The organism is Sorangium sp. So ce131, assembly GCF_051519095.1.
In the GTDB taxonomy this organism is placed as follows: domain Bacteria; phylum Myxococcota_A; class Polyangia; order Polyangiales; family Polyangiaceae; genus Sorangium.
In genome coordinates this window covers 13,784,839-13,811,359 of record NZ_CP150455.1, presented here as the reverse complement: position 1 = coordinate 13,811,359, position 26,521 = coordinate 13,784,839, and the positions used below count along the sequence as shown (strand labels likewise).

The window sequence follows — 26,521 nt, the reverse complement described above, 5'->3', positions numbered from 1 at the left end:
GAGTTCATGCCCGAGACGAGCGAAGCCCCGAAGAGACTCTGGATCGACAACGCCGAGCGGGAGGCCCTCTCCGGCGAGACGTTCGAGACCGCGAACCCCGCGACGGGCGGGGTGCTCGCGCGGCTCGCCCGCGGCCGCCGCGAGGACGTGGACGCGGCCGTCGCGTCCGCGCGCGCGGCGTTCCCGCGCTGGGCGGGGATGGATCCGAACGACCGCGCGCGCATCCTCTGGAAGGCGGGGGAGCTCATCCTCGCGCGCGCCGAGGAGCTCGCGCGGCTCGAGGCCGTCGACACCGGCAAGCCGATCACGGCCGCCCGGACGATCGACGTCCCGCGCACGGCGGACACGTTCTTCTACTTCTCCGGCTGGGCGACGAAGCTCGGCGGCGAGACGATCCCGGTCCGCGGCCCGTTCCTGAACTACACCGTGCGCGAGCCGCTCGGCGTCATCGGCGCGATCATCCCCTGGAACTTCCCGCTCCTGCTCGCGGCGCGGAAGGTGGCGCCCGCGCTCGCCGTGGGCAACACGGTGGTGGTGAAGCCGCCGGAGGAGGCGAGCCTGTCGACGCTGGAGCTCGCCCGGATCCTCGCGGAGGCGGGTGTGCCGCCGGGGGTCGTCAACGTGGTCACGGGGCACGGCGAGGAGGCGGGCGCGGCGCTCGTGGAGCATCCCAATGTCGCCAAGATCTCGTTCACGGGCGGCACGGAGACGGGGCGGATCATCATGCGCGCGGCGTCGAGCACGCTGAAGAAGCTGTCGCTGGAGCTCGGCGGCAAGAGCCCGAACATCGTCTTCGCGGACGCGGACGTGGAGGCGGCGGCGAAGGCGGCGGTGACGGCGATCTTCTACAACCAGGGGGAGCTCTGCACGGCGGGGAGCCGGCTGCTCGTGGAGCGCTCGGTGCACGACCGCGTGCTGGAGACGGTCACACACGGCGCGCGCCGGCTCTTGCCGGGGGATCCGCTCGATCCGAAGACGCAGATGGGGCCGCTCGTGTCGGAGGCGCACTTCGCGAAGGTGCTCGGGTACATCGACCGCGGGGCGGCGGAGGGGGCGCGGCGCGAGATCGGGGGGCGCCGCGAGGGGGCGGGGTACTTCGTGGAGCCGACGGTGTTCTCGGCGGTCTCGGAGTCGATGAGCATCGCCCGCGAGGAGATCTTCGGGCCGGTGCTGGCGGTCATCCCGTTCGACGATGTGGACGAGGCGGCGCGGCTCGCGAACGCGACGGAGTTCGGGCTGGCGGCGGGGATCTGGACGCGCGACGTGGGCAAGGCGCACGCGCTGGCGGGGCGGCTCGCGGCGGGGACGGTCTGGATCAACACGTACAACCGGTTCGACGCGGCGAGCCCTTATGGCGGGTACAAGCAGTCGGGGTTCGGGCGGGAGAACGGGCGGGCGGTGCTCGATGAGCTCACGCAGGTGAAATCAGTGTGGGTGGCGCTCGGGTGAACGGGCGGGGGGGCTCCTCGAGACGGATCGCGCCGGCGGGTGGGTCCACGCGGCGGGGGCGGGCGGGCGCTGGCCAATCGGCAAGACTGGGGCGAGGGAGCTTGCGCTGAGAACACCGCCCGGCATGTCTCCCTTCGGGCCATGCCGGCTGGGACGTTATGGTGCGCGCCACACAAGGCGCGCCTGAGGCGTCGAGGTGACTGAAACCTTAGGGTACCTCGGTCGGTGCTCGGCGCGCCCGCCCGCCCCCGCCGCGTGGACCCACCCGCCGGCGCTGACGATGAAGGTGGAGGGTGGCTCGATGCTCGTCGAATGAGAACCACCCGCCAGCGCGGACAATGAGGGTGGGGGGAAGCTCGATGCTCGTCGAATGAGAACCACCCGCCAGCGCGGACGGCGGGAATCCATTCGGGCGTGGAGCCACCCGCACGCGCTGACGGTCATTGGCCGATTGATCGCGGAAAAAAACAACGCGCAGCGGGCCCTGGGGCCGGCTGCGCGTCGGGTGCTGCTGCGGTCGGGTGACCGCGGGGTGCTACTTGGTCGCGGGGGCCTTCGTGCCAGCGCCCGCGGCGCCCGCGGCGCCCGTCTGGCCGCCGGCGCTGCCCGGCTGCGAGCCGGTCTGGCCAGCCTGGTTGCCCGACTGCGCGCCGGCCGCGCGCTGGCCGCCGGTGCCCGTCGCGCCGGTCGCGCCCGTGGTGGCGCCCGCCGCGCCGGTGGTGCCCGCCGCGCCGGTGGCGCCCGCGGCGCCCGTCGTGCCCGCGGCGCTCAGCTTCGCCGAGAGGGCCTCCGCCTCCTTGAGGTGCTTCTCGATCGTCGGGCGGAGATCCGTCTCGAGCAGCGCCTTCAGATCGGCGTTCTTCGCGCCCGGGAGGATCCGCTTGTCGATGAGATCGAGCGTCGTCTGGTGGTCCTTGACCATGAGCGCGACGAACTGCTGATCGAAGTCGGCGCCCTGCAGCGTCTTCAGCTGGTCGACCGCCTGCTTCGTCTCGTCCTGGAGCTGCTTGCTCTTGTCCGAGTCCGCGGCCGTCAGGTTGAGCTTCTTGACGAGCTTCGCCTGCTTGTTCTTCGCGTCCGTGTGGTGCTGCGTGATCATCCGCGCGTAGGCCTTCACGTCCTTGTGCTTGGCCTTCGTCTGCGCGACCTGCGCCTCGTCGATCTCCTTCTTGTTGGCGGCGTCGAGGACCGCGACGATCTGCTCGTCCGTCAGCGGGGCCTCAGGCGGCGCGGCCGGCGCCGTGCTGGTGGCGGTCCCGGGCTGCGTCGCCCCCGTCTCGCCGGTGGTCGGCTGCGACTCCGGCGCCGGCGCAGGAGCCGTCTCCGGCGCGGGGGCCGGCGTGGTTTGGGCCGGCGGCGGCGTTGCTCCGTTCACCGCGCTCGGGTCGCTCGCAGGAGGCGGGTTGGAGCAACCAACGCCAAGAGCAAGACCGACCGTAACGACGAGAACGCTGCGCGATGCGACCATTGTTGAGACCTCCTCAAGTGAGTTTTGGTGCCCGGCCGTATGCAAAATGGGTGCACAAGAGCAGAGCATGTTTTTTCCGTTACTTCGGAGCCGCCGTAAGGTGAATTGCTGAGGCAAATCGCTACAGCCGTAGCGGATCTGCCCCAGTCGTCACCCGTACGGGGCTTGCTCGTCACCCGCTGATTTCGGGCCGACTTTGTGCGCCTTGGTAACCATGGAGCGCACATCGTCGGCAAGTTCTGGACACGTTCGGCGGGCGGGGGCCTGTCGTGCCGAGCCGTCGAGAGGATCTCGCGAGGCTTATCGATGTACGGCTGTTGCCGTCAGGACGGGCGGCCTTGCAGCGTGGGCGGCGCGCCGGGGCGCTCCGGGGCGCGCGGCGGATCGAGCAAGGCTGCGCGGCAGGGCGCGACGACCTCGGCGAGCACCTCGCGCCGCAGCGCCCCGATCGCGGGGGTCGGGAGCAGGCCGAGCGCCTCGTGCGCGGCGGGGGCCGGGGCGGGGTCGATCGCGAAGCGCGCGGCGGGGGCCGGGGCGGGGTCGATCGCGAAGCGCGCGGCGGCGCGGGAGAACGCGCGATCGGCCGCGGCGCGCGCGGGCTCGCCGAACGTCGCGAGCAGCCACGCGAGCGCCCGCCACGCGAACGCGGCGTGCCGCTCCTCGTCGTCGGCGATGCGCGCGAGCGCGGCCGCGAGCGCCGGGTCGCCGGCGCGCCGCGCGAGCTCCCGTCCCTCCGCCGCGCCGAGCGCCTCGCCGACGCAGCCCTCCTCGACGAGCGCCTCGACGACCTCCGCGACGCCGGCGCCGAGCGGCGCCGAGGCCGCCTCGAGCAGCGGGCCCGGGCCGATCGAGCGGCCGGCGAGGCGGGAGGCGATGCCGTAGGCGAGGCGCGCGTGCTCCATCTCGTCGAGCGCGGACCGGTGCGCCTCGGCGACGAGATCGGCCGGCGCGCCGAGGGCGAGGAGCTGGAGGGAGAAGCGGGCGAAGCTCGCGATCGACGCGTGCTCCAGCGCGGCCATGGCGGCGTAGTGCGCGGCGGCGAGCGCGCGCAGGTCGGGCGCGAGGGACGCGAGCGGGGCGGCGTCGAGGGGCGCGGGCGCCTGCCAGTCGTCGCGCGCGGCGGCGGGCGCGGCGCGCGGCGCGCCCTCGACGACGAGCGGGCGGCCGATGACGCAGGTCCTCCCCATGCACTGCCAGCGCGCGTCTGCCCCCTCGGCATCGATGACCACGCACGCGAGCCCCGTGTCGCCTTGCCTTCCGCAGTCGGCGTCGCTCCGGCAGGTGTCTTCCGCGGTCCGGCAGGCGAGCATCACCTGCTCGCCGCAGCCGTTGTGGTAAGCCGACAGGCCGCAGGTGCTCGCGAGACAGTCGTCGTCCGTCGTGCAGCGGGCCTGCGCGCACACCGAGTGCGTCTCCCGGAGCGCGCCCGTCCCCTTGCAGACGCAGGCCGAGGAGGCGCCGCAGTCCACGTCGCTCTCGCAGGAATACTCGCAGCCGCAGTACGTCCCGATCTGCCCGACGGCGGTCACGCACTTGCCGTGAGGCCCCTCCTTGCAATCGGCGTCCGACTTGCAGAGCTGCATCTTCTCATTGCCGCGGCAGGAAGGCTGATCGTTCGTCGCGTCGCACCGCGATGCGGTCGCGCGGTGCACCGACCCGTCCGCCTCGGTGACCCAGCCCGTGCGGCGCGCGGGCGCCGAAGCGTCGGGCTCCTCCGAGGAGAGCGCGACGTCGTCGGCCGGGGCCGCCGGGGGGAGCTCGACGACCGCGATGTCGCGGCCCTTCGAGCTGGAACAGCCCGCGGCGCCGGCCGCGAGGAGGAGGGTCATGCGGAGCGATCGGTGGCGATCCATGCGAGGAGGGTAGCAGAGGGGGGAGACAGGGCGGGAGGGCGGGGGCGAGCGCCCGCAGGTCGATTCGCTCATCAACAGCATCGCCCAGAGCCTTCGTTCGAATGCTCCCTCGTCGACCCGCAGCATCAGACATTCCGGCATCACGGCAGGGAGCGCGACGGGTCCGACGCCTTACGGGCCTGCCAGCCGCAGTGCTCAACGCCTTCCGGCAACGGCCGATCGTAGCCGCCTTCAGCGTCAACCGGTCCGTCAGCTCGTACGGCCGCTCCTCAACCCTTCGGGGTCCGAGTCCTCGAGCCAACTTGCCAGGAAGCTGGAGGCCCAAGCGACCATGGAGGCTGGCGGCTCGCCTTCACCGTTCCACCCGGCGACCAGCGCTTCGATCTCGCGGATGGCAGCTTCGAGTTCGCGCTTGGAAGCGATGCCGCGGGGAGTCTTCGGCGGGTCCATGAGCATCCGAGTTTTTGCAAGCACTCTCATTACTTCCTCTTTGCGCAGGACGCCGTCCGTCGTCACCACCCAGTAGGAAGAACCGGCCTGCACCTCAGGCATCAGGGCCCATGCGATTTGATAGAGCGCCGCGAGCACGGACGAGCTTCGGTGAATATCCTCACCGCTCGACCAAGCCCCGCGCACTTGCTTCAGCGTCCTGCGCCACCCCGCCGAAGCTCCGCGCACTTCCCGAACGCCCTCCGCTGCCCTCGGCGAAGCTCCGCGCACTTCCCGAACGCCCTCCGCTGCCCTCGGCGAAGCTCCGCGCACTTCCCGAACGCCCTCCGCTGCCCTCGGCGAAGCTCCGCGCGCTTCCCGAACGCCCTCCGCTGCCCTCGGCGAAGCTCCGCGCACTTCCCGAACGCCCTCCGCTGCCCTCGGCGAAGCTCCGCGCACTTCCCAGCGTCCTCCCCCTCCTGCCCCCCGAACCGCAGCAGCTCGCAGAACCTCGTTGGCTCCTCGCTTCGCGGCCCCTCTTCACCGGGGCAGCCGTTCCGTGCACCACAAGATCTCGTCGTCGCCATCGCCGACAACAGCGACTTCACTTTTCGAGCGCAACCGCACAAGCACGCTCCCAAGGCGCGTCCCCTGCGCCCATTCCGTGCTCTTTCGTGACATCCCTCCGCACCTCGATTTACACATCAGGCTTATGCCCAAGCCCAAAACCCCGAACAAATCAGGGAAACCCGCCGCTGAATCCAGCAACCTTCACATTGCCGAGGCGGCCTTCAACCGCGTGAAGCCCTCCCTCGACGCGATGCCGCTCACGGGACTGGACACGCCGCGGCTCGACCTCCAGGCGGCCGCCGTGCAGGCCATCGGTGTCGCCCAGACGCTCTCCGCGCCGCTCCTGCGCCAGCGCATCACCGCCATCGCCGCGACGGGAGCGCTCGACGCGGCGCTGATCGACGGTCTCGAGAGCGTCGCCTGGGCCACATGGTTCGCCCGGCACAAGTTCCTCCTCACGTCCGCCACCCATTCGGGTGCGGCGCTCCCGGCCGCGCTCGTCGAGCGCGCATCCGAGACCCGCGCGCGCATGCTGAAGACCCTCGAGTACCACCTCGACGACGATCCCGAGGCGGCCGCGCAGCTCGCGCACCTGCGCGCCGGCGCCGGCCACCTCGATCTCGCAAACGACCTCTCGGGCGCGGCCGCCATGTACCGGAAACACCATGAATCGATAAAACACGACAAGCGGAACTACCGCGTCGAGGACGAGCAGGACGCGAGCGCCCTCGCGGAGCAGATCCTCCGCCTGCTCGGCGCGACCACCACGCCCGAGCAGACGCTCTGGAAAGGTTATCAAGCGCGAGCCGCCAATCAGCTCTTCCGCCATTACGACGAGGCCGTCCGCGTCGGCCGATTCCTGTTCTATTACGACGATCCCGAGGGCCGGTTCCCCAACCTGTACACGGCCACGCGCTCCGCTCCGACGTCTCCCCGGCCTGACAAGAAGCCGGAAGTCGACAAGACCCCGGAGACCACCGCCCCCACGCCGTCCCCCGCCGCGCCGCCCCCTGTGATCAGCATCGGCTGATCCACCCCCTCACCTATCCCGCCGCGCCCTGCGAGAAATGCCCCGCACGTCCCGCCCGATCGGCTCGCCCAGCTCGAACCTCGACGCGCCGGCCCACGCCGGCTCCTCCCGCGGCTCGCCCACCTCGAGCGGGCCGTGCGCCTCCTCGGCTTCAGCGACGGAACAATAGCGCTCCACGTCGCCATCGACCTTCCAGCCGCCGGCGCTCACCTGGCGCACCACGCGGCCAAGCGCGATCCCCTCCTCCCAGATCCCACCGTGCTCGACCGCAATCGAAGCGCCGAGCGTCACCTCGTCCAGCCGGGAGAGGACGCCGTCGGGTTGCTTCGCCGAGGGGCGCCATCGCAAAATCGTCTCCTCGTCAAGCACAAAGACAAGAGAATCCCCAGGCAGCTCGCCGACCCCGCGAGCAAAACGGACGCGCAGGCCTGCAGCGCTGGACACGGCTCTGCGTCCGTCCCAGTCGGCGAGCTCATCTATCTCGAACGCGGCGAGCTCCTCCCCGCGCTCGTCCTCAGGCGACGCCATGGCGGTCCTCCCAAGGAGGAGAGTTTCGACCGAGGTCACGCCGCCACAGCCGGCGAGCTCATCTATTTCGAACGCGGCGAGCTCCTCCCCGCTCTCGTCCTCAGGCGACGCCATGGCGGTCCTCCCAAAGAGGAGGGTTTCGACCGAGGTCGCGACGTCGTCAAGCCGCGCCGCGCCCGCCCCCCCCCCGGGCCCTACCCCGCCCGCGGCCTCCCGCCGTCCGCCCCCCCCGGCCCTACTCCGCCCGCGCCTTCCCGCTGTCCGCCGCCCCCGCGCTCCCCGTCGCCGTCCCCGTCCCGTCGAGGTTGATCTGGACCCGCGCGGGCGACTCCGACGTGAGCTCCACCGTCTGCGCGATCCCGTCGCTCGCCTTGGCCTCGACGGACAGCGACACCCCGGGCTGCGGCCGCGCGATGACCTGGTCGCCCACGCCGAGCACCACGCCGTTCAGCCGCACCACCGCGCCGCTCGGCTGCACGTGCACCGCGATCGGGTCGAGCTTCTGCCGCGCGTCGCGCGGCCGGCTCAGCGCGACGAACATCAGCGACGCGACCGCCACCCCCGTGGACACCGCCGCCACGAGCCAGGGCAGCGCCACCGGGCGCAGCGCGTCGCTGCCGGCGCGCATCAGCACGCCGAGGCCGCCCCGGCCCCCGGGGCGCGAGCTCCGCGGGCCCTCGCCGGCGAACGACCCCGCGCTCAGCAGCGCGCCGGGCTTCGCGCGCCACCCGGGGCGCTGCTGCGGCGTGGTCGCGGACGCGATCTTCTGCCGCTCCTCGCCCATCTTGTCGCCGCAGCGCGCGTCCAGGAGCTCCGCGACGTGCGCCGTCGTGTTCGCGCCCGCCGTGCGCACGAGGAAGCCCTCCAGCGCGCTCGCCATCTCGCCCGCCGTCTGGAAGCGCTGCCGCGGGTCGCGCGCGAGCGCCGTCAGGATGATCTCCTCGAGCGCGCGCGGGCACTGCGGCGCGATCAGCGTCGGCCGCGGCGGCTCCGGCGTCCCCGCCTGCGGGAGCACGAAGTCGTGGATCACCTGGAACGGGAGCGCGCCCGTCACCGCCTCGAAGAGCACCACGCCCAGCGAGAAGATGTCCGAGCGGCGATCGACCGCGTGCCCCTGCGCCTGCTCGGGCGACATGTACTCGCCCTTGCCCTTGATCTCGCCCGTCTGCGTCGTGTCGCCCAGCCGCTCGAACGCCTTCACGATCCCGAAGTCGGCCACCTTCACCGTGCCGTCGCGATCGATGAGGATGTTCTGCGGGCAGACGTCCCGGTGCACGATGCCGAGCGGCACCCCGCGCTCGTCGCGGAGCTCGTGCGCCGCATGCAGCCCGTGCGCCGCGTCCGCCACGATGCGCGCGGCGACCGCCGGCGAGATCGGCATCGGGCGCAGGGCCGGCCGGAGCAGGCGCTGCATCGTCTGCCCGTCGATCCACTCCATCACCAGGAACAGCACGCCGTCCGTGTCGCCGAGGTCGAGGACCTCCACGACGTTGCGGTGGTGGATCTTCGAGGCGAGGTTCGCCTCGTCGAGGAACATCCGCTGGAACTGCGGGTCCCGCGCGAGCGCGGGGATCAACGTCTTCAGCGCGACGACCTTGTGGAAGCCGCGGGAGCCCTCCATGCGCGCGGCCCAGACCTGCGCCATCCCCCCTTCGCCGATGAGGCGCAGAAGCTCATATCGCCCGAGACGCTGCCCGGGAGCGGGGTCCTCGGAGATCCGCATGGCTCACCAGACGGTTCGGGTCGGGGTGCCGCGCCCGCGGCCCCCAGGAGCAGTCCGCACCGCACGCCGCGGCCGCTTTCTCCAGGGCCTCACCATAGCCAAGCGCGCCCGCGCCGCAAAGGATCGTGCTGGCGACACACGCGCGCGGTCCGCCGTCCCTCGATCTCCCGCTCCCGCACCACGTCCCTCACTCCCCCGCACTGCGTCGCTGCCCGGCATCACGTCCCTCGATCCTCTGCTCGCGTCGGTCCCCCACTTGGCGTCCCTCAATGCCCGGCATCGCGTTCCTCGATCCCGCACCACGTCCCACGCTCCCCGCTGGTGCGTCCCCCGTAGCGCGCCCCACGCTCCCCCGCGCTGCGTCGCTCCCCCCCGCGCCGGCTCCGCCGCTCTGCGCCACGCCGCCGCCCCCCGCCGCCTCGATCCGCGTCGCCCCCCCGCCCCGCCCCTGCTATGGCCGGGAGCACGATGACGAACGCGACATCCAGCGCTCCGCCCCCCGGTCAGCCCGGCGCCCGCGCCGGGCGGGGCCCCGCCTCCAAGGCCCTGTTCGACCGCGCCGCCGCCGTCCTACCCGGCGGTGTGAACAGCCCGGTGCGCGCCTTCCGCGCCGTCGGCGGCGACCCTCTCTTCATCGCCCGCGCCGAAGGGGCGCGGCTCGTCGACGCCGACGGCGCCGAGTACATCGACTACATCGGCTCCTGGGGGCCGGCCATCCTCGGCCACGCCTACCCCCCCGTGGTCGAGGCGGTCCGCGAGGCTGCCGCCCGCGGCCTCTCGTTCGGCGCGCCCACCGAGCTCGAGGTCCGGTTCGCCGAGCAGCTCCGCGCCCTGTACCCGAGCATCGACATGCTGCGCTGCGTCTCGAGCGGCACCGAGGCGACGATGAGCGCCATCCGCGTCGCGCGCGGCTTCACCCGCCGCGACGTGATCATCAAGTTCGAGGGCTGCTACCACGGCCACGCCGACCACCTGCTGGTCAAGGCGGGCAGCGGTCTCGCCACCTTCGGCGCCCCCGACTCCGCCGGCGTCCCCGAGAGCGTCGCCCGCGCCACCCTGTCGCTGCCCTACAACGACGCCGCCGCCCTGGAGGCTGCCTTCGCCGCGCGCGGCGGCGAGATCGCCGCCGTCATCCTCGAGCCGGTCGTCGGCAACATGGGCTGCGTCCCGCCCGAGCCCGGCTTCCTCGCCCTCGTCCTCGACCTCTGCCTCAAGCACGGCGCCCTCTCCATCTTCGACGAGGTGATGACCGGCTGCCGCCTCGCCCGCGGCGGCGCCCAGGAGCTCTACGGCCTCAGGCCGGACCTGACGACGCTCGGGAAGATCGTCGGCGGCGGCATGCCCCTCGCGGCCTACGGCGGCCGCGCCGACGTGATGCGCGTCGTCTCGCCGCTCGGCCCCGTGTACCAGGCCGGCACGTTGAGCGGCAACCCGATCGCGGTCACCGCCGGCCTCGCGACGCTCGCGCACCTCACTCCCTCTCTCTACGAGAAGCTCGAGCGCCTCGGCGCGTCCCTCGAGCGCGGCCTCCGCGCCGCCGCCGACGACGCCGGCGTCCCCGCCTGCGTCCAGCGTGTCGGCTCCATGATCACGCTGTTCTTCACGAAGGGCCCGGTCCGCTCCTGGACCGACGCGTCCACCTCGGACACGAAGCGCTTCGGCGCCTTCCACGCGGCGATGCTCACGCGCGGCGTCTACTGGCCCCCGTCGCAGTACGAGGCAGCGTTCCTGAGCGCCGCGCACACGGACGACGACATCGAGCGCACCCTCACGGCCGCCCGCGAAGCGCTAGCCGCCTAGCAGACCGCTGCCTCAGCCCAAGATGAAAAATGGGCCGGCCCCCCCTTCATCTTGGCCGTAGGCCTCCTGGGAGGGTGGTCGCCGCGCGGCGCGGGGGACGGGCTGTTGTCTGAGCCCAAATGACGTCGTGTTCCTGGAGTGCGAAGCACGGAGGGGACACGACGTCCAAGGCGAGTTCAGCCCGTCCCCCGCGCCGCGCGGCGACCACCCTCCCAGGAGGCCGGGCAGTTCAGCCCGTCCCCCGCGCCGCGCGGCGGCCTCCCTCCCAGGAGGCCGGGCAGCTCAGTCGGCGCGCACCCACCCGTTCCGGTAGTAGTTCCCCCGCGCCGTCGGCCAGAGCAGGCAGTTCGTCTCCGACTTCGGCACCGTGTACACGTAGGTGCACGGCTCCGGGTCCGCCCCCACCCACCCGATCTCGCGCAGCGACACCACGATCTCGACCGCGCCGTCGCCGTTCACGTCCGCCAGCGTCGGCACCGGCATCGCGCCGAGCCTCGGCAGCGGGATCTTGTGCAGGATGTCCCCGCCCGCGTTGAGGACGAAGAGGTGGCTCTTGTCCGGATCGGTCGAGTACGTGTTGAACACGATCTCGGGGATGCCGTCGCCCGACAGGTCGCCCACCACGACGCCGCCCGTGAGCACCTGGGTGTCGTCCGTGAACCGGACGTCCCAGAACTCCGTCTTGTCGGCGTAGACCGCGTGGATCCGGCCGTCGAGGCCCGCGAAGATCATCTCGAGGCCGGGGCGCGTCGCGTCGATGTCGGCCACCGTCACCTGGAGCGTCGTCGCCACGATGTTGCCGCCGAGATCCTCGCCGCCGGACAGGTAGTCGGACGCGTAGAACGGGCTCTCCCAGCCCTCGAGGCGGCTCGCGTCGTTGTGGACCACCCAGAGGCCCACGCCCTGCGACTGGTCGTTCATCGCGACGTCCTCGGCCGCCCCGAGCATGACCACCTCCGGCGCGCCGTCGCCGTCGACGTCCGCGATCGCAGGGGCCGAGTTCTTGAAGTACGCCTGCAGCTCGCCGCCGTCCCCGAAGCCCTGCTTCGCGAGCTCGAGATCGTGCATGTACCGCACGCCCGGCGTCTTCGGGCGGCCCTCGAACATCGGGTGCGCGTCGAAGGCCTCCCCCGTGCCGTGGTAGAAGCCCGCATAGGAGTTGTCCATCGGCGAGACGATGTCCTGGTGGCCGTCCCCGTCCAGATCGCCGACGGCGAGGTTCTGGTCGTACGCGCCCACGATCCAGCACTCGGCGTCGTCGCCTCGCACGTCGTCGCTGGGCACGACGCACCCGATCGACTGGCTCTCGATCGGCGGGAAGCCCTGCACCATCGCCCCGCTCGCGTGGAACGCCGTCAGGATGTCAGGGGACCTGTCGGTGCTCGCGGCCAGGATGTCGAGCTGGCCGTCTCCGTCGATGTCGCCCGCGGCGAGGGCGCGGATCTCGTCGTTCCACTCCACGGGCCAGTCGCCGACCACCTGGCCGTCCGCGTCGAGCATGTAGATCATGTTGCGCGCCGCGAAGACGACCTCGAGCCGCTCGTCGTCCCGGAAGTCCGCCACGATCGGGCTCGCCCAGATGCGGCCGTACTGCCGCGACTCGTCGAAGCGCCACACCTGCTGGCCGTCGGGGCCCCAGGCGACGACGTTGCCGTTGTGGGTGACCAGGATCTCGTTCACCCCGTCGCCGTCCAGATCCGCGACCGCGGGCGACCCGAGCCACGCGCTCTCGTCGTCGTCGGACAGCTGGAGCTGGAGCACGGGCTCCGCCACCTCGGCGGAGCCGCTCGCGCCTGGAGCACACGACGCGGCCGCCGGCAGCGGCCTGGAACCCCCAGGGACAGGGACGGGGCGCGGCCGGCCGCCAGGGCCCGGGCCGTCGCCCTCCCCCGACAGGTCGCCCAGCTGGCCCTCGCAGGCCGCGAGCGCGAGCGCGCTGGCAAAGAGAGCAATTCTCCCGGGAATGACAAAACCTCGGTGAGAGACAAAGGACTTCATCATGGCCCCTAGCCTACCAGCCGACCCGCACGCCTCGAAGGGCACAATCCGGGTTTTTCACGCGGCGCGATAGGTGCCCAACGGTACGTTCCACTCCTCCTTCAGGAGGACAGGTGCGGTGGCGGACGTCGTCAATCCGTCGCCCCGTCAACCGTGGACGGCCGCGCACCCCACGGCGCGCCGCGGCGCCGTCGCGCACGGAGATGCCCGCGCGCACCGCCGTGTTCGGTGGGGGGTATGGGTGCGGGCAGGTGGTGTGCTAGGCTCCGCCGCCATGAACGTATCGCGACGGCTTTGGATTGCCGCAGCCGCCGGTGCCCTGCTGCTCGGGCCTCTGGCGCTCGGCTGTGGATCGGGCTCTGCGCCCAAGGTGGCCAAGGTGGAACCCGGGGACATGCCCGAAGGGGCCGACTGGACCGGGGTCTACTACAACGAGCTCTACGGTTACCTGCACCTCGTGCAGGACGGCACCGCCATCGAGGGCAAGTGGATCCGCCCCCACAAGGACCGGTGGGGCGAGCTCCACGGGAGCGTGACGGGCGACCTCATCAAGTTCAACTGGACCGAGCATGTCGTCGGCGCCATCGGGCCGAACTCGAAGAAAGAGGGCCGGGGCTACCTGAAGTACAAGCGGCCGCCGGGCGACAACGTCGACGACACGCTCGCGGGCGAGATCGGCCAGGGCAAGGACGAGGTCGGGGAGCCCTGGGATGCCGTCAAGCAGCGCAACGTGATGCCGGACCTCGCCTCGATCGGGGGCACCGGCAGCTCCGACATCGGCGGCGGCGACTGGGACAGCGAGAACCAGGAATCCGGCACGCCCGAGCCGCCCACCGAACCGGCCGCCGAGCCGCCCAGCCTCTGAGCCCCCGAGCCTTCGGGCCTCCGGGCCCCTGACACGCTAGAGAGCCGCGATGACCCAACCGCAGCCGCGAGGCATCCAGTTCCGCGAACCCCCCATCTTCGAGCGCGGCACGCCGGGCAGGACCGGCGCGTCGCTCCCGCCGCTCGACGTGCCCGACATCGACCCCGGCGCCCACTACGGCGCGCTCGCGCGCAAGGAGCCGGCCGGCCTGCCGGAGGTGAGCGAGCCGGAGGCCTTCCGGCACTTCGTCCGGCTCTCGCAGTGGAACTTCTGCATCGACTCGCAGATGTACCCGCTCGGGTCGTGCACGATGAAGTACAACCCGAAGATCAACGAGTGGGCCGCGCGCATCCCGGGCTTCGCGAAGCTGCACCCGATGACGCCCGATGAGCTCAGCCAGGGGTCGCTCGAGGTGATGTGGCGCCTGCAGGAGGCGCTCTGCGAGGTCAGCGGGATGGACGGCTGCTCGCTCCAGCCCTCGGCGGGCGCGCAGGGCGAGCTCGCCGGGCTGATGATGATGCGGGCGTACCACGAGGCGAAGGGGCGGTCGCCGCGGAAGGTCTTCATCCCGGAGAGCGCCCACGGCACGAACCCGGCGAGCTGCGCGCTCAACGGGCTCGTGGCGGTCCGGATCGAGAAGACCGCGGACGGCATCACCCACCCCGAGCAGGTGCTCGCCGCCATCGAGCGCGAGGGGTCGGACGGCGACGTCTGCGGGCTGATGATCACGAACCCGAACACGCTCGGGGCCTACGAGACGCACCTGCCGGCGATCATCAAGCTCATCCACGACAAGGGGGGGCTCGTCTACGGCGACGGCGCGAACACGAACGCCATCATGGGGCACGCGCGGCCGGGCGACGTGGGCATGGACGTCATCCACATCAACCTGCACAAGACGTTCACGACCCCGCACGGCGGCGGCGGCCCCGGCTCCGGGCCGGTCTGCTTCAAGAAGCACCTCGAGCCGTTCCAGCCCGGGCCCGTGCTCGTGCGGCGCGGCGACGCGCTCGCGTGGGACCACGACCGGCCGCAGAGCATCGGGCGGCTCCGGGCGTTCACCGGCAACTTCGGGATGTTCATCCGGGCCTACACCTACATCCGGGAGATGGGCGGCGATGGGCTCACCCTGGCGAGCAGCCTCGCCGTGCTGAACGCGCGCTACCTGTGGGCCAAGCTGAAGGACCACTACAGCGCGCCGGTGCCCCAGCCCTGCATGCACGAGGTCGTGCTCTCCGACAGCCAGATCGAGAAGGAGACCGGGGTCAAGACGCTCGACATCGCCAAGCGGCTGCTCGACTACGGCTTCCACGCGCCGACCGTCTACTTCCCCCTGGTCGTGCCCGGCGCCCTGATGATCGAGCCCACCGAGACGGAGACCCGCGAGACCCTCGACGAGTTCGCGGCCGCCATGCTCAGCATCCTGAAGGAGGCGCAGGAGTCCCCGGAGGTCGTGAAGCAGGCGCCGCACGGCACGGTCGTCGGACGCCTCGACGAGGCCAGGGCGGCGCGCCAGCCGCGCCTGCGCTGGACCAAGACCTGACCGCCCCGGCGAGGAAGCGCGCCAAATTCGCGAACCGACGGCAAGCGCGTCTACAATGAGCGCCGCGGGGCCGCCCGATGCGGGACCGCGTGGACGGGCGAGGCGGGCCGGATAGCGTGGAGAACGAAGGCGACATCGAGACGATCTGCCAGACCACCCCGGTCTCGGTCGGAGACACCGTGCGCCTCGTCTTCCGCGCGTACGACGAGGCGACCCCGCCGTTCAACATCAAGATCCGCTCCCCCTCGGGGAAGATCATCGTCGAGCGCGTGCTGCGCGAGCTGCCCACCGGCAAGCCGCAGAGCGCCTCCCCCGTCGAGTTCAGCGTCTCGGCGCCCGGGGAGTACAAGATCGAGATCAAGCAGCTCTACGGCAAGCAGAAGGGCACGGCCGTCCTGCGCGTGACGTCCTGAGGCGGCGCGCGGCGGCGCCCTGAGGCGGCGCGCGGCGGCGCCCGCGCGCGGCCCCTCCGGCGTCAGCCGAGGAACCCCGGCAGGAGCATCCCGGTCATGCGATCCGGGCTCACGATGCCCTGCTCGAGCATCCAGCCGTCCGCCGCCAGGGCGGCGGCGCGGCCCTCGTCGCCCTTCAGCAGCTCGCCCTGGCGGCGCCGCGCCGCCGCGGCGTGGAGCGCCATGCCGGCCGCGTCGAAGCCGCGCACCGCCTCGGCGATCTGCTGCGCCGCGAGCTCCGCCTCGCCGTGGGACGCGGCGACCGCCGCGCGCACCGCCGCCGCGAGCGCGTCGCCCCAGGGCATGTGCTCCGCCTCGATCTTGCGGGCGGCGCGCGCCGCCTCGTCGTACAGCGCCTCCGCCTCGGCCGGCGGGGCCGCCGAGGCGGCGCACAGCGCGGCGCAGGCCCGGAGGTGCGTGATGATGATGCGCACCGCCTGGATCCGCAGGGCGAGCGAGCTCTCGATGCCCGACCGCTGCTCCGTGAAGAGCCGGTGCGTGGCCTCGCCCTCGCCCCGGTACAGGCCGATGTGCGCGCGGGCGACCAGGTCGAAGTAGCTCTGCAGCTGGAAGCCCGCCTTGGACCAGCTCCGGATCGCGTCCTGCGCCTGCCGCAGCGCGGAGTCGGGGTCGTCGCCGATCAGCCAGTAGGCGTTGCTCTGCGACGAGCGCAGGCTCGTCGCGAGGTACCGGTCGCCGCGCTCGTCGGCCGCCTGCAGGTACATCGGCACCCGGCGCATGAACTCGCGGACCGCGCCGCCGTACCAGAGCGACCAGACCGCGAACGTGTGCGCCCAGCTCCGCTCCCACGTCACCCCGGTACAGCGCTCACGGAAAATGGTGTCCGCGCGGTCGAGATCCGCGACGCCCTGCTGCCACCGGCCGAACAGCGTGGCCGTGACGCCGCCGACGAAGGCGACGAGGCCGAGCGCGTGCGGCCGGCCGATGCGCGCCGCGATCGCGCCCGCGGTCGAGAGGAGGTCGGCGACGCGGGGGACCGACGGGCCGCCGTCGACCGCGAGGTAGCTGGCCTCGAAGGAGAGCGCGCGGGTGACGCGGTACGGCTCGCCGGCCTTGAGCGAGAGCAGGAGGTTGCGCGCCTGGAAGTCGGCGCCGCGCGTGGGGTCGACGATCGCGAGCCCCAGCGCCGCCGACCAGCAGACGTCGATGCGCATGAGATCCTCGGGCGGGACCTCCTCGGCCGGGCGCTCGACGAAGTTCAGGCCGCGCAGGCGCACCTGGGCGCGCCGCAGCAGCAGCGACGCGACCGCGAGCTCGGGCGTCTTCGGCACCTGCATGCCGACCGCGGCGAGCACCGAGCGCATGCCCGCCATGCCGGCGTCGACGTAGCCGGCGCGCAGCAGGTTCTCCGCGGCCCGGCGCCCGAGGTCGATCGCCTCCGACTCCGGGGCGCCGTCGCTCGCGGCCATGTAGGCCTCCGCCGCCTTGGCGCCGCGGCCGGCGCTGCTCAGCGCGTCGCCGAGCTTCGCGAGCACGACCCGCCGCTCCGTCCCGCCCTGGATGTGCAGGTCGATCGCCATGCGGTAGAGCCGCGCCGCGTGGTCGAACGCGAACGCGGCCTCGGCCTGCTCGCCGGCGCGCACCGCGTACCCGGCCGCGCGCTGGGCGTCGCCGGCCGCGCGCCAGTGCTCGGCCAGCGCCTCGAGCTCCCCCCGCCCGGACGCCTCCAGCGCCAGCGCGAGCCGGCCGTTCCACGTGCGCGACGTCTGCTCGTCGAGCCGCGCGTTCACCGTCTCCCGGATCCGGTTGTGGAACGGCTCGGCGAACTCGTCCTGGCCGGAGCCGCCGGTCCGGACGAGGTTCGCCGCGCGCAGGCTCGAGAGCAGCCGCGTGAGCTCGGCGAAGTCCGCGGCCATGGCGTGCGCGGCCACCGACGTGAGCACCGGTGCGCCGGCGCACACGACGAGCTCGAGCAGCTGGCGGGCCCGCGGGTCGAGCCGGCTGATGCGCGCCCAGAGGACGTCGTCGAGGCGCACCGGGCCGCCGTCGTTCTCCTGCGCCATGCGGTGCCGCAGCAGGGCGTCGATGAACAGCGGGTGGCCGCCGGCCTCCTGCGCGATCGCCTCGATGCTGAGCGGCCTGCCGGTCGGCGCGCCCCGGAGCAGGAGCGCGCAGAGCTCCTGCGCCTCGGCGAGCGACAGGCGGTGGAGCACGATGTGGCCGAGCGACTCGAGCGGCACCCCGAGCTGCCGCGAGAGCGGCGGCGACGTCTCCGAGGCGGTGCGCACCGCCGCGACGAGCAGCACCGCCCGCGGCCGGGACGGGTCGAACGGCGCGCCCGGCGGCGCGGCGTCGAGGCCCGGGATCGACCCGGGGCGGCTCGCGGCCGCGAGCTGGTCGGCCTCGGTCCACGGGCGCATGATCTCGGAGAGCAGGGCGACGCTGTCGGCGTCGGCCCACTGGAGGTCGTCGATCGCGAGCACGAGCGGCCGCTCGGCCGCGAGCCGGCCGAGCAGCTCCCGGAGCGCGGCGAAGACGAGCGCGCGGATCTCGGGCGGGTCGATCGCCTTGCGCCGGGCGCGGGCCTCGGTGATCGCGGGCACCGTCCGGAGCACCGGGAACACGGTGCCGAGCAGGCCCGCGTTGGGGGGCAAAAGCGCCCTCACCTCCTCGGGCGGGCGCCGCGAGAGGTGCCGGCTCAGGGCGTCGATGAGCTCGTCCACGGCCTTGTAGGGGACGGCCTCGCGCTCGTAGCAGCGCCCGGACAGGACGAGCGCCTCCTTGTCGACGCGCTCCAGGAAGCGGCGCAGGAGCGCGCTCTTGCCGACGCCCGACTCGCCCTCGATGATCCGCGTGACCGCGCGCCCGAGCTTCGCCTCGGCGAACGCGCCCTCGAGCGCGGCGAGCTCGCGCTGCCGGCCGACGAAGCCGATGCGCTGCGAGAGCACGGGCGGCTCCTCGATGAGCTCCTGCACCCGGAGCCGCCGCAGCACGTCGCGCGCGGTCGGGCGGGCGGCGGGGTCGATGCGGAGCATGTCGACGCAGAGCGCGTCGATGTCGGGCGGCATGTCCTCGACGAGCCGGCTCGGGGGCGGCGGCTCGGCCCGCCGCATCATGTCGATCGCGGCCCTCGGCGCGGTCTGGAACGGGTAAACGCCGGTCAGCGCGAGGTAGAGCATGACCCCCACACTGTAGATGTCGGCCTCGGGCCCGGCCGGCTTCCCCTCGGCCTGCTCCGGGGCCATGTAATGAAGGGTCCCGACGACGGCGTGCTCGCGCCCTTGCACGCTCGCGTCCGCGACGAAGCCGAAGTCGAGCACGACCACGCGCTCATCCGCGGTGACCAGCACGTTGGAAGGCTTGATGTCGCGGTGGACCTTGCACGCCGCGTGCACGGCCGCGAGCCCCTGGGCGAGCTGGGCGAGCGCCGAGCGGAGGCGGGCCTCGTGGAAGGGGCGCTTGATCCGGACCGGCTCGGCGTCCGGGGCCGCGTCGGGAGCCCACATGGGGCTCGACGCCATGCTGGCGCGCGGCCCGCCGCTCCCGGCCTCCCGGGGCGAGGCGTCGCCCTCCTCGTGGAGCCGCACGTGCACCACGAAGTCGACGCCGCGGATGAGCTCCATCGTGAAGAAGAGCTGCCCCTCTTCCTCGTGGAGCTCGCCGAGGCTGACCAGGTTCGGGTGCTGGATGTCCTGCAGCGCGCGGAACTCGTTCTTGAACCGGAGGCGCGCTTCGGCGCTGAGATTCCGGAGGATCTTCAGCGCGACGCGCCCCTTCCGATCGCGGTCGAACGCCTCGTAGACAACCCCCATCCCGCCGACGCCCACCACGCGAACGACCTGGAAGCGGCGCGTGCCTCCGAACTGCGGTCTCGCGCTCCTTAGGCCCATGCGTCGACCAAGAAATCACCGGCGCCGAGCGGTGGCAAGCCGCGCGTGGGGCGGCAGTCCCGCGCGGCGCTGCGTTCGCGTGCGATCCTGGCCGGCGTTACACTCGCACGGGGCCCGGCGCGAACGCAACGCCGGCCAGGATCGCACGCGAACGCAGCGCCGGCCAGGATCGGCAGAAAGCTGGCACGCCTAGGAGAAGGGCGGTAGCGTACGCGCCGGCGAGCCAAAAGAGCCCGGCCGGGTGCGCGCCGCTCCGCCGGTCGGCCCGGCGCGCCCCCAGTTGACAACGGGAGGGCATCATGGTCTGCGTAGTACGCTCCGAGGCTCCGGAAGCGGCTCCGAGAGCGCCGCGAGCAAAGGGTTTGCTGGGGTGATCCAGAGGTTGAGAGACTTCTTCTCGTCGGCGCGGCGCAGCGCGGCGCCCCCGATCGAGAGCGCGGCCGACCAGAACCCGGGATGCAGCCTCGTTGTAGAGAATGTCAGCAAGAGCTTCGGCAAGACACAGATACTGAACGACGTATCGTTCAAAGCGGAGGCCGGCGAGTTCGTGACGCTGCTGGGCCCCTCCGGCTGCGGCAAGACGACGCTGCTCCGCATCATCGCCGGGCTCGATCGCGCCGATCGGGGGCACATCCTCCTCGCGGGGAGGGCGGTTGACCACCTGCCCGCGAACCGGCGGCCGGTGAACACGGTCTTCCAGAATTACGCGTTGTTCCCGCACCTCACCGTCTTCGAGAACGTGGCCTTCGGCCTCCGGTCGCGCAGCTTCCCGGACGCCGAGGTGCACGAGCGCGTGCGCGCGAGCCTCGCGATGCTCAAGCTGGACGAGCTCGCCGAGCGCTACCCGCACCAGATCTCCGGCGGCCAGAAGCAGCGCGCCGCGCTCGCCCGGGCGGTCGTGAACGAGCCCGAGGTGCTCTTGCTCGACGAGCCGATGAGCGCGCTCGACGCGAAGCTGCGCGCCGAGGTCCAGCTCGACCTGCGCCGCCTCCAGCGCGCCCTCGGCAAGACTTTCGTGCTCGTCACTCACGATCAGGACGAGGCGATGACCGTCTCGGACCGTATCGTGCTCATGAACAAGGGCCGCATCGAGCAGCAGGGCGCGACGGCCGAGGTGTACGAGCGCCCGCGCACCCGCTTCGCCGCCGAGTTCTTCGGCGCGGCGAACCTCATCTCGGCCCAGCGCGTCGGCGCCACGCTCGTGTTCACCACGGTTGGCGCGCTGAGGGTCCAGACCACGCCTGCGTGGGAGTTCGGTACCATCGCAATCCACCCGGAGTGGATCGAGCTGTGTGACCAGGAGCCGCCGGAGAACGGGGTGCGCGGCGTGGTGCGGGAGAGCTTCTATCGCGGCGACCACGTCGAGCTCATCATCGAGCCCGGCCCGCTGCGGGTGCAGCTGAGCCCCCGCTCGCGGCTCAAGCCCGGCTCGTCCGTCTGGCTCGCGCTGCCCGCCGAGCGGCTCGAGGTGCTCCTTGACTGAGCCGACGGTCTGGTATGGCCAGCTGACGACGCGGCGCCGATTGCTCGCGCGCGGCGGCGCGCTCATCGCGGGCGGCGTCGCCTGGCTGTCCGTGTTCCTCCTCCTGCCGAGCCTCGCGCTGCTCGTCGTGTCGTTCGTGCGGCGGGACGCGGACGGAGCGCTCGTGTGGGAGCTGACGCTGGAGTCGTTCGAGCGGATCTTCGGCTCCGCGTCGGGCGAGAACGCGCGTATCCTCATCAGGAGCATCCTGCTCGCGCTGGCCGCGACGACGGCCTCGGTGATGCTCGCCTATCCGATGAGCTTCTTCATCGCCCGCGGCTCGCGGCGCCGGCGGTTCTTCTGGCTCGCGATGGTCATCGTCCCGCTCTGCACGAACCTCGTGATCCGCACCTTCAGCTGGAAGCTCTTGCTCTCGGCCCAGCTCCCGCCCGCGAAGCTCGCCGCCTGGCTCGGCTGGGTCGACCCCGGGCGCGACATCTACCCGAGCTGGGTGGCGGTGGCGCTCGGCATGATCGCGGCCTTCCTCCCGTTCGCGGTGGTCCCCCTCTACACCAGCATCGACCGCCTGGACTGGTCGCAGGTCGAGGCGGCGCAGGACCTCTACGCCTCGCGGCTGCGCGTCTTCCTCGCGGCGATCCTGCCGCAGACCCTGCCCGGCCTCAGCGTCGCGGTGATCCTGACGTTCGTCCCCGCGATGAGCGTCTTCGTGGTGAGCGACATGCTCGGCGGCGCGAAGCACTGGCTGATCGGCAACCTGATCCAGCACCAGTTCGGCCCCGGCCGGAACATCCCTTATGGCGCGGCGCTGAGCCTGATCCTCATCTTCCTGACCCTCGGCGGAGTCGCGCTGTACCGCCGGAACGGGCGCTCCGTGGAGATCTTGTGAACAGCGATCGCGGCCCCTGGCGCGCGCTGACGACGGTCGCGGCCTTCTTCGGCTTCGCGCTCCTCTACCTGCCGCTCGTCGCGGTCTTCGCCTACTCGTTCAACGCCGCGGAGCGGGGCCTCTTGTGGACGGGCTTCTCGGTGCGCTGGTATGGCGAGCTCCTCGCGGATCCCGAGACGAACCGGCGCGCCTGGGAGATCCGCGAGGTCGCCGTGAACACGCTGCTGCTCGGCGGCGTCTCCACGGTCGTCTCCACCGTCCTCGGGACCTTGCTCGCGCTCGGGATGCGCTTCCCGTGGACGGGCTCCGTGACTCGCCTGCTCCAGTCGATCGTGGACATCCCGGCGGTCGCGCCGGACATCACGTTCGCCGCGGTGCTGGTGATGGCGTTCAACCTGCTCCGCCGCCTGTCGGCCTGGTTCGACCCCGGCATGACGACGATGATCATCGGGCATGTGACGTTCGAGATCGCGTTCGTCACGCTGATCGTCCGCAGCCGGCTCATCGCGATCGGACCGACGCTGAGCGAGGCCGCGATGGACCTCTATGCGTCGTCCTGGATCCACTTCCGGAGGGTCACGCTCCCCCTCCTCTGGCCGGCCATCGTCGGGGGCGCGATGCTCGCGTTCACGCTGTCGCTCAACGACTTTGTCATCAGCTTCTTCACGTCCGGCCCTCGCTCGGTCACGCTCCCGCTCTACGTCTATCAATCCCAGATGCGCGGCATGCGGACCGATCTGTTCGCGATCTCAACCATCCTCGTGCTCGGCGTGGTCGTGTTCATCATGGTCGTCGAGCGGATGACCCGGTGGCGGCACGAGTGAGTCTCCGCCTCCGCGCGCCCCGGCCGCCCAGCGCACGAACGCGCGCGCCCCTCGGTCAGCCGCGGGGCGCGCGCGTTCGTGCGCTGGGCGGCCAGGGCGGCCCATAACGGGCTGCGGCGAGCGGCGGCCGCGCGGCGGGCGCCGCGGCTCCGGCGTCGGCGCGCGTCGACGAGGGCGCGCGCGTCCACGAGCGCGCGCGTCCACGAGCGCGCGCGTCCACGAGCGCGCGCGTCCACGAGCGCGCGCGTCCACGAGCGCGCGCGCGTTCGTGCGCTGGGCGACCGGGGCCGCGGTCGTCGCCGGCTCGCCGGCGGGGCCCGGCAAGCGCCCGAGCTCGGGCGCCTGCCCGCGGCGCGCGCCGCGAAAAACAGCGCGGCGCCGCGGGGATCCGCGCGCGGCGCGCGAGGTTTCAGCTCACCGTGTCATGCGGTCCGCGCTGCGCGCCTACACAGCGATGTGCACGGGGGCGCGGGGGGGTCGGGCGCGGGTGCGAACAGGTTGGATCGGCTCGCGGCTTACGGTAAGCTCACCCGGCAATGCGGCTGTTCGTCCGAAGCTCGCCGCGTTCCAGCGTAACTGCTGGACACGGCGGACGGCGCCTCCCGCTCCACATCGACCGTTGGGAATCGAGATCGAAAGATGAGCTTTCGTCGCTCCGTACTCCTAATCATACTCGTTTCACTCCTCACATCCTCCGGTCGGCCTGCCTGGGCGGACGATCTGGCCGATGAGGCCGATCTTCACTTCAGGATCGCCACGGAGCGCTATCAAGCGCGCGATTACCGGGGCGCCCTGGAGCACTTCCTGGTGTCGAACCGGCTCGTGCCGAACCGCAACGTCATCTTCAACATCGCCCGAACGTACGAGGCGCTCCAGGAGTACCCGGACGCGTTCCGCTACTACGTTCAGGCGCTCGATCTCGAGCCGAACGCTTCGCGCAGGCCCGCCATCGAGGAGGCGCTCGCGCGCATCCGGCCGAACGTCGCCGTCATCAACGTGCAGACGGACCCGCCCGGAGCGACCGTGTACATCAACCGCCGCGATCTCGGCGGGCGCGGCAACACGCCCCGCCTCCTCGGCTTCCAGCCCGGCAAGCACAAGATCATCGTCGACCTCGAGGGGTACGAGCCGGCCGAGGTGGATAACGTCGAGGCGAAGATCGGAGAGCAGACGAACGTCGCTATCAAGCTGAAGCGCATCGTCGGTACGGTCCGCGTGGTGGGCGAGACGGCGGGGACGACCGTGCGCGTCAACGACGCGAGCGGCCCGCCGGCGTGCACCGCGCCGTGCGACCTCACGCTGCCTCCCGGCCGCCACCGGCTCTACCTGTCGCAGGAGGGCTTTCAGCCGTCGGAGCAGGACGTGAACGTCGCGGCCGCGAGCACGGTGGTCGCGCGTTACCGCCTGAACCCGCTCACCGGCAGCCTGGTCGTCAACGCGGACGAGCGCGACGCGCTCGTCGAGGTCGACGGCAAGCCGATGGGCTTCACGCCGGCGGTGCTCAACGTGCAGAGCGGGCAGCGCCGGGTGCGCGTCTCGCTGCGCGGCTTCCGCCCGGTGGAGCAGACCGCGAACGTCGTGGCCAGCCAGCAGACCCGCATCGACATCTCCCTCCGGCAGCTGGAGGAGGTCGAGGCCGCGTCGCGTACGGCGGAGGCCGTCGAGGACGCGCCGAGCTCCGTTACGATCATCTCGGGCCAGGAGCTCCGCGCGATGGGGTACCCGACCGTCGCGGAGGCGCTGCGCGGCGTGCGCGGCCTCTACACGACGTACGACGGCACCTATACCTGGGGCGGCATCCGCGGGATCAGCATCCCGGGCGACTACAGCAACCGCGTGCTCGTGCTGCTCAACGGGCACGCGATCAACGACACGTGGGACGGCCTCGCCTTCCTCGATCAGTCGGCGCGCACCGACCTGGAGGACGTCGAGCGGATCGAGATCGTCCGCGGCCCGGGCTCGCTGCTCTACGGTACGGGCGCGTTCGTCGGCGTCGTCAACATCGTGACCCGGAGCCGCCCGACGGCGGTCGGCGCGGGCGTCGGCGCGGGCGTCGCGCAATACGGCTTCATCCGGGGCCGCGGCTCGGTGCAGGTGCCCTTCGGCCGCGACTCGGGCATGTGGGTTTCGGCCGCCGGGGGCCGCGGCCAGGGGCGAGACTACTATCTGCCGATCCCTGAGGGCGCGAACCCGGACAAGTGGAAGGACAGGGATCCCAACACCCGCGACGCCGACCACTTCAACGTCGGGACGTTCCAGGGGCGGCTCTGGTACAAGTCGCTCTCGGCGCAGATGTGGTACAACGAGCGCAGGAAGGCGCTCCCGACCGGCGCCAACCAGACCGTGGTCGGCGACGACAGGACGTTCTACCGCGACAGGCGCGGGTTCGCCGAGGTCACGTTCGCGCCGCGGATCTCGAACGTCTTCTCGACGATCACCCGCGTGGCCTTCGATGCCCAGTTCTACGATGACACGCTGTGGCTGCAGAACGACACCCTTGGCAGGATCCACGATGTCGAGCAGTACCAGGACATGTGGCTGCTCGCGGATCAGCGGTTCGAGATCACGCCGATCCGTCAGCTGAAGGTCACCGTGGGCGTCGAGGGCCAGCTTCACCTCCTCGGCAGGCACCGCATCGAGGAGACCGTCTGCGGCCCCAGCGGCCCCACCGAGAGCTGCACGGACTCGCTCATCCTGCCCGTCCCGGTCGCCAGAGATGACGTCAACCAGGATGGCGTCAGCGACAATCGTGACGATCTCAACGGGGATGGCGTCGTCGACGTGGATGACGTCGCCATCCATGAGGCGAAGGACGACGATCTGTTCGAGACGCACCCTTACCAGCTCCTCGCCGGCTACGGCGTGGTCGACATCACCCCGTCCGATCGCATCCGTATCTCGGCGGGTGCTCGCCTCGACTACTACAACTATGGGAAGGATGACCTCAGCTTCAACTCAGGCATCAGCCCGCGCGTCGCGGTCATCGTGAAGCCGTATGAGGGGGGCAACCTGAAGATCATCGGCGGTCAGGCGTTCCGCGCGCCGCCGATCTACGAGCTCTTCCTGCAGGTCCCCGCGAGCCACTTCGCCCCGGGGTTCGATCCGACGGTGGGGGCGACGATCGAGCCCGAGCGCGTGACCTCGGGCGAGATCGAGTTCACCCACCGGCTCTCCTCCACGCTGTCGGTGCTCGGCGCGGGATACGTGAACTACTTGACGAACATGATCGCGCAGACCGGCGCCTTCACGGATGACCAACCCGGCAGGTACGACAACACCGACGTTCCGATCCTCGTGGTGGGCGCGGAGGCCGAGCTGCGCCGCGAGTGGCGCCAGGGCTGGATGGCCTCGGCCTCCTACTCGTTCGCGCGGGCGAGGTACCTCAGGGAGGGGGACGTCTCCGACGAGGAAGAGACGGTGCCCAACTCGCCGGAGCACATGGTCTCGGTCAAGGGCGCCGTGCCGGTGCTGGGGAAGGCCCTCACGCTGGCGACCCGCCTGACGGTCGAGGCGCCGCGCCTCGACAAGACGCTGACAAAGACCGACCCCGCGGTGATCTGGGACGTCGTCCTCTCCGGCCAGGCGGACGTGGCCGGCCTCCGCTACAACGTGGGCGTCTACAACGTCGCCGACTGGGAGTACGAGGGCCCCATCTCGCCCCAGTTCTCGGCGACCAGGATCGCGCAGCCCGGCCGCACCTTCCTCCTCTCGGCCAACCTGAACTTCTGAGATCGCGCGGCTGTCCTGGCCGCGCGCCCGCCACGCCCAG

17 protein-coding genes are annotated in these 26,521 nt (G+C 71.8%); 10 read left to right on the top strand and 7 right to left on the bottom strand.

The annotated features are described in order from the left end of the window. Window positions 1-6 precede the first annotated feature (6 nt). Complete coding sequence (locus WMF43_RS50240; protein WP_437676161.1) at window positions 7-1,449, top strand: aldehyde dehydrogenase family protein; 1,443 nt, start codon at window positions 7-9, stop codon at window positions 1,447-1,449. Window positions 1,450-1,984: 535 nt separating this feature from the next. Here WMF43_RS50240 and WMF43_RS50235 read toward each other — a convergent pair. The 3 genes from WMF43_RS50235 to WMF43_RS50225 form a co-directional block, all read right to left on the bottom strand. Beyond that, complete coding sequence (locus tag WMF43_RS50235) at window positions 1,985-2,824, bottom strand: DUF4142 domain-containing protein (protein ID WP_437676159.1); 840 nt, start codon at window positions 2,822-2,824, stop codon at window positions 1,985-1,987. Between the two features lie 416 nt (window positions 2,825-3,240). Beyond that, entirely contained in the window at window positions 3,241-4,746 is a 1,506-nt protein-coding gene (locus WMF43_RS50230; RefSeq protein WP_437676157.1) for a ferritin-like domain-containing protein, read from the bottom strand. A 273-nt stretch (window positions 4,747-5,019) separates the two neighbouring features. Next, window positions 5,020-5,358, bottom strand: a complete 339-nt coding sequence (locus WMF43_RS50225) for a hypothetical protein (RefSeq protein ID WP_437676155.1) — start codon at window positions 5,356-5,358, stop codon at window positions 5,020-5,022. Between the two features lie 400 nt (window positions 5,359-5,758). Between WMF43_RS50225 and WMF43_RS50220 the strand changes: the two genes are divergently transcribed. Next, entirely contained in the window at window positions 5,759-6,799 is a 1,041-nt protein-coding gene (locus WMF43_RS50220) for a hypothetical protein (protein WP_437676153.1), read from the top strand. A gap of 9 nt (window positions 6,800-6,808) precedes the next feature. On the opposite strand, the gene WMF43_RS50215 is transcribed toward WMF43_RS50220, so the two are convergent. Together WMF43_RS50215 and WMF43_RS50210 are read right to left on the bottom strand one after the other, a co-directional pair. Next, window positions 6,809-7,441: a hypothetical protein gene (locus WMF43_RS50215; protein WP_437676151.1), complete on the bottom strand. Its 633-nt coding sequence runs from the start codon at window positions 7,439-7,441 to the stop codon at window positions 6,809-6,811. 121 nt (window positions 7,442-7,562) lie between these two features. Beyond that, a complete protein-coding gene (locus WMF43_RS50210; RefSeq protein WP_437676149.1) occupies window positions 7,563-9,050 on the bottom strand; it encodes a serine/threonine-protein kinase in 1,488 nt (495 codons plus the stop codon). 468 nt (window positions 9,051-9,518) lie between these two features. Here WMF43_RS50210 and hemL point away from each other — a divergent pair, with 468 nt between their 5' ends. Then, window positions 9,519-10,850, top strand: a complete 1,332-nt coding sequence (gene hemL, locus WMF43_RS50205; RefSeq protein WP_437676147.1) for a glutamate-1-semialdehyde 2,1-aminomutase — start codon at window positions 9,519-9,521, stop codon at window positions 10,848-10,850. Window positions 10,851-11,132: 282 nt separating this feature from the next. Here the strand turns inward: hemL and WMF43_RS50200 are convergent, their stop codons facing one another. Then, window positions 11,133-12,851: an FG-GAP repeat domain-containing protein gene (locus tag WMF43_RS50200; RefSeq protein ID WP_437676145.1), complete on the bottom strand. Its 1,719-nt coding sequence runs from the start codon at window positions 12,849-12,851 to the stop codon at window positions 11,133-11,135. Between the two features lie 376 nt (window positions 12,852-13,227). On the opposite strand from WMF43_RS50200, the gene WMF43_RS50195 reads away from it, so the two are divergent. The 3 genes from WMF43_RS50195 to WMF43_RS50185 all read left to right on the top strand — a co-directional run bounded on the left by WMF43_RS50195 (window position 13,228) and on the right by WMF43_RS50185 (window position 15,669). Next, on the top strand, window positions 13,228-13,713 hold the full coding sequence (locus tag WMF43_RS50195) for a hypothetical protein (RefSeq protein WP_437676144.1): 486 nt from the start codon (window positions 13,228-13,230) through the stop codon (window positions 13,711-13,713). Window positions 13,714-13,762: 49 nt separating this feature from the next. Beyond that, the gene (gene gcvPB, locus WMF43_RS50190; protein ID WP_437676142.1) at window positions 13,763-15,256 is read left to right on the top strand and encodes an aminomethyl-transferring glycine dehydrogenase subunit GcvPB; all 1,494 of its coding nucleotides are present in this window, start codon (window positions 13,763-13,765) and stop codon (window positions 15,254-15,256) included. 116 nt (window positions 15,257-15,372) lie between these two features. After that, entirely contained in the window at window positions 15,373-15,669 is a 297-nt protein-coding gene (locus WMF43_RS50185) for a hypothetical protein (RefSeq protein WP_437676140.1), read from the top strand. A gap of 62 nt (window positions 15,670-15,731) precedes the next feature. On the opposite strand, the gene WMF43_RS50180 is transcribed toward WMF43_RS50185, so the two are convergent. Then, window positions 15,732-19,559: a serine/threonine-protein kinase gene (locus WMF43_RS50180; protein WP_437676138.1), complete on the bottom strand. Its 3,828-nt coding sequence runs from the start codon at window positions 19,557-19,559 to the stop codon at window positions 15,732-15,734. A 370-nt stretch (window positions 19,560-19,929) separates the two neighbouring features. Between WMF43_RS50180 and WMF43_RS50175 the strand changes: the two genes are divergently transcribed. The 4 genes from WMF43_RS50175 (at window position 19,930) to WMF43_RS50160 (ending at window position 26,481) form a co-directional block, all read left to right on the top strand. Next, entirely contained in the window at window positions 19,930-21,042 is a 1,113-nt protein-coding gene (locus WMF43_RS50175; RefSeq protein WP_437676136.1) for an ABC transporter ATP-binding protein, read from the top strand. After that, complete coding sequence (locus tag WMF43_RS50170; RefSeq protein WP_437676134.1) at window positions 21,035-21,928, top strand: ABC transporter permease; 894 nt, start codon at window positions 21,035-21,037, stop codon at window positions 21,926-21,928. The genes WMF43_RS50175 and WMF43_RS50170 overlap by 8 nt, the downstream gene beginning before the upstream one ends. Then, the gene (locus tag WMF43_RS50165) at window positions 21,925-22,752 is read left to right on the top strand and encodes an ABC transporter permease (RefSeq protein ID WP_437676133.1); all 828 of its coding nucleotides are present in this window, start codon (window positions 21,925-21,927) and stop codon (window positions 22,750-22,752) included. Before WMF43_RS50170 ends, WMF43_RS50165 begins: the two co-directional genes overlap by 4 nt. Window positions 22,753-23,559: 807 nt before the next feature. Next, a complete protein-coding gene (locus WMF43_RS50160; RefSeq protein ID WP_437676131.1) occupies window positions 23,560-26,481 on the top strand; it encodes a TonB-dependent receptor domain-containing protein in 2,922 nt (973 codons plus the stop codon). Window positions 26,482-26,521 lie beyond the last annotated feature (40 nt).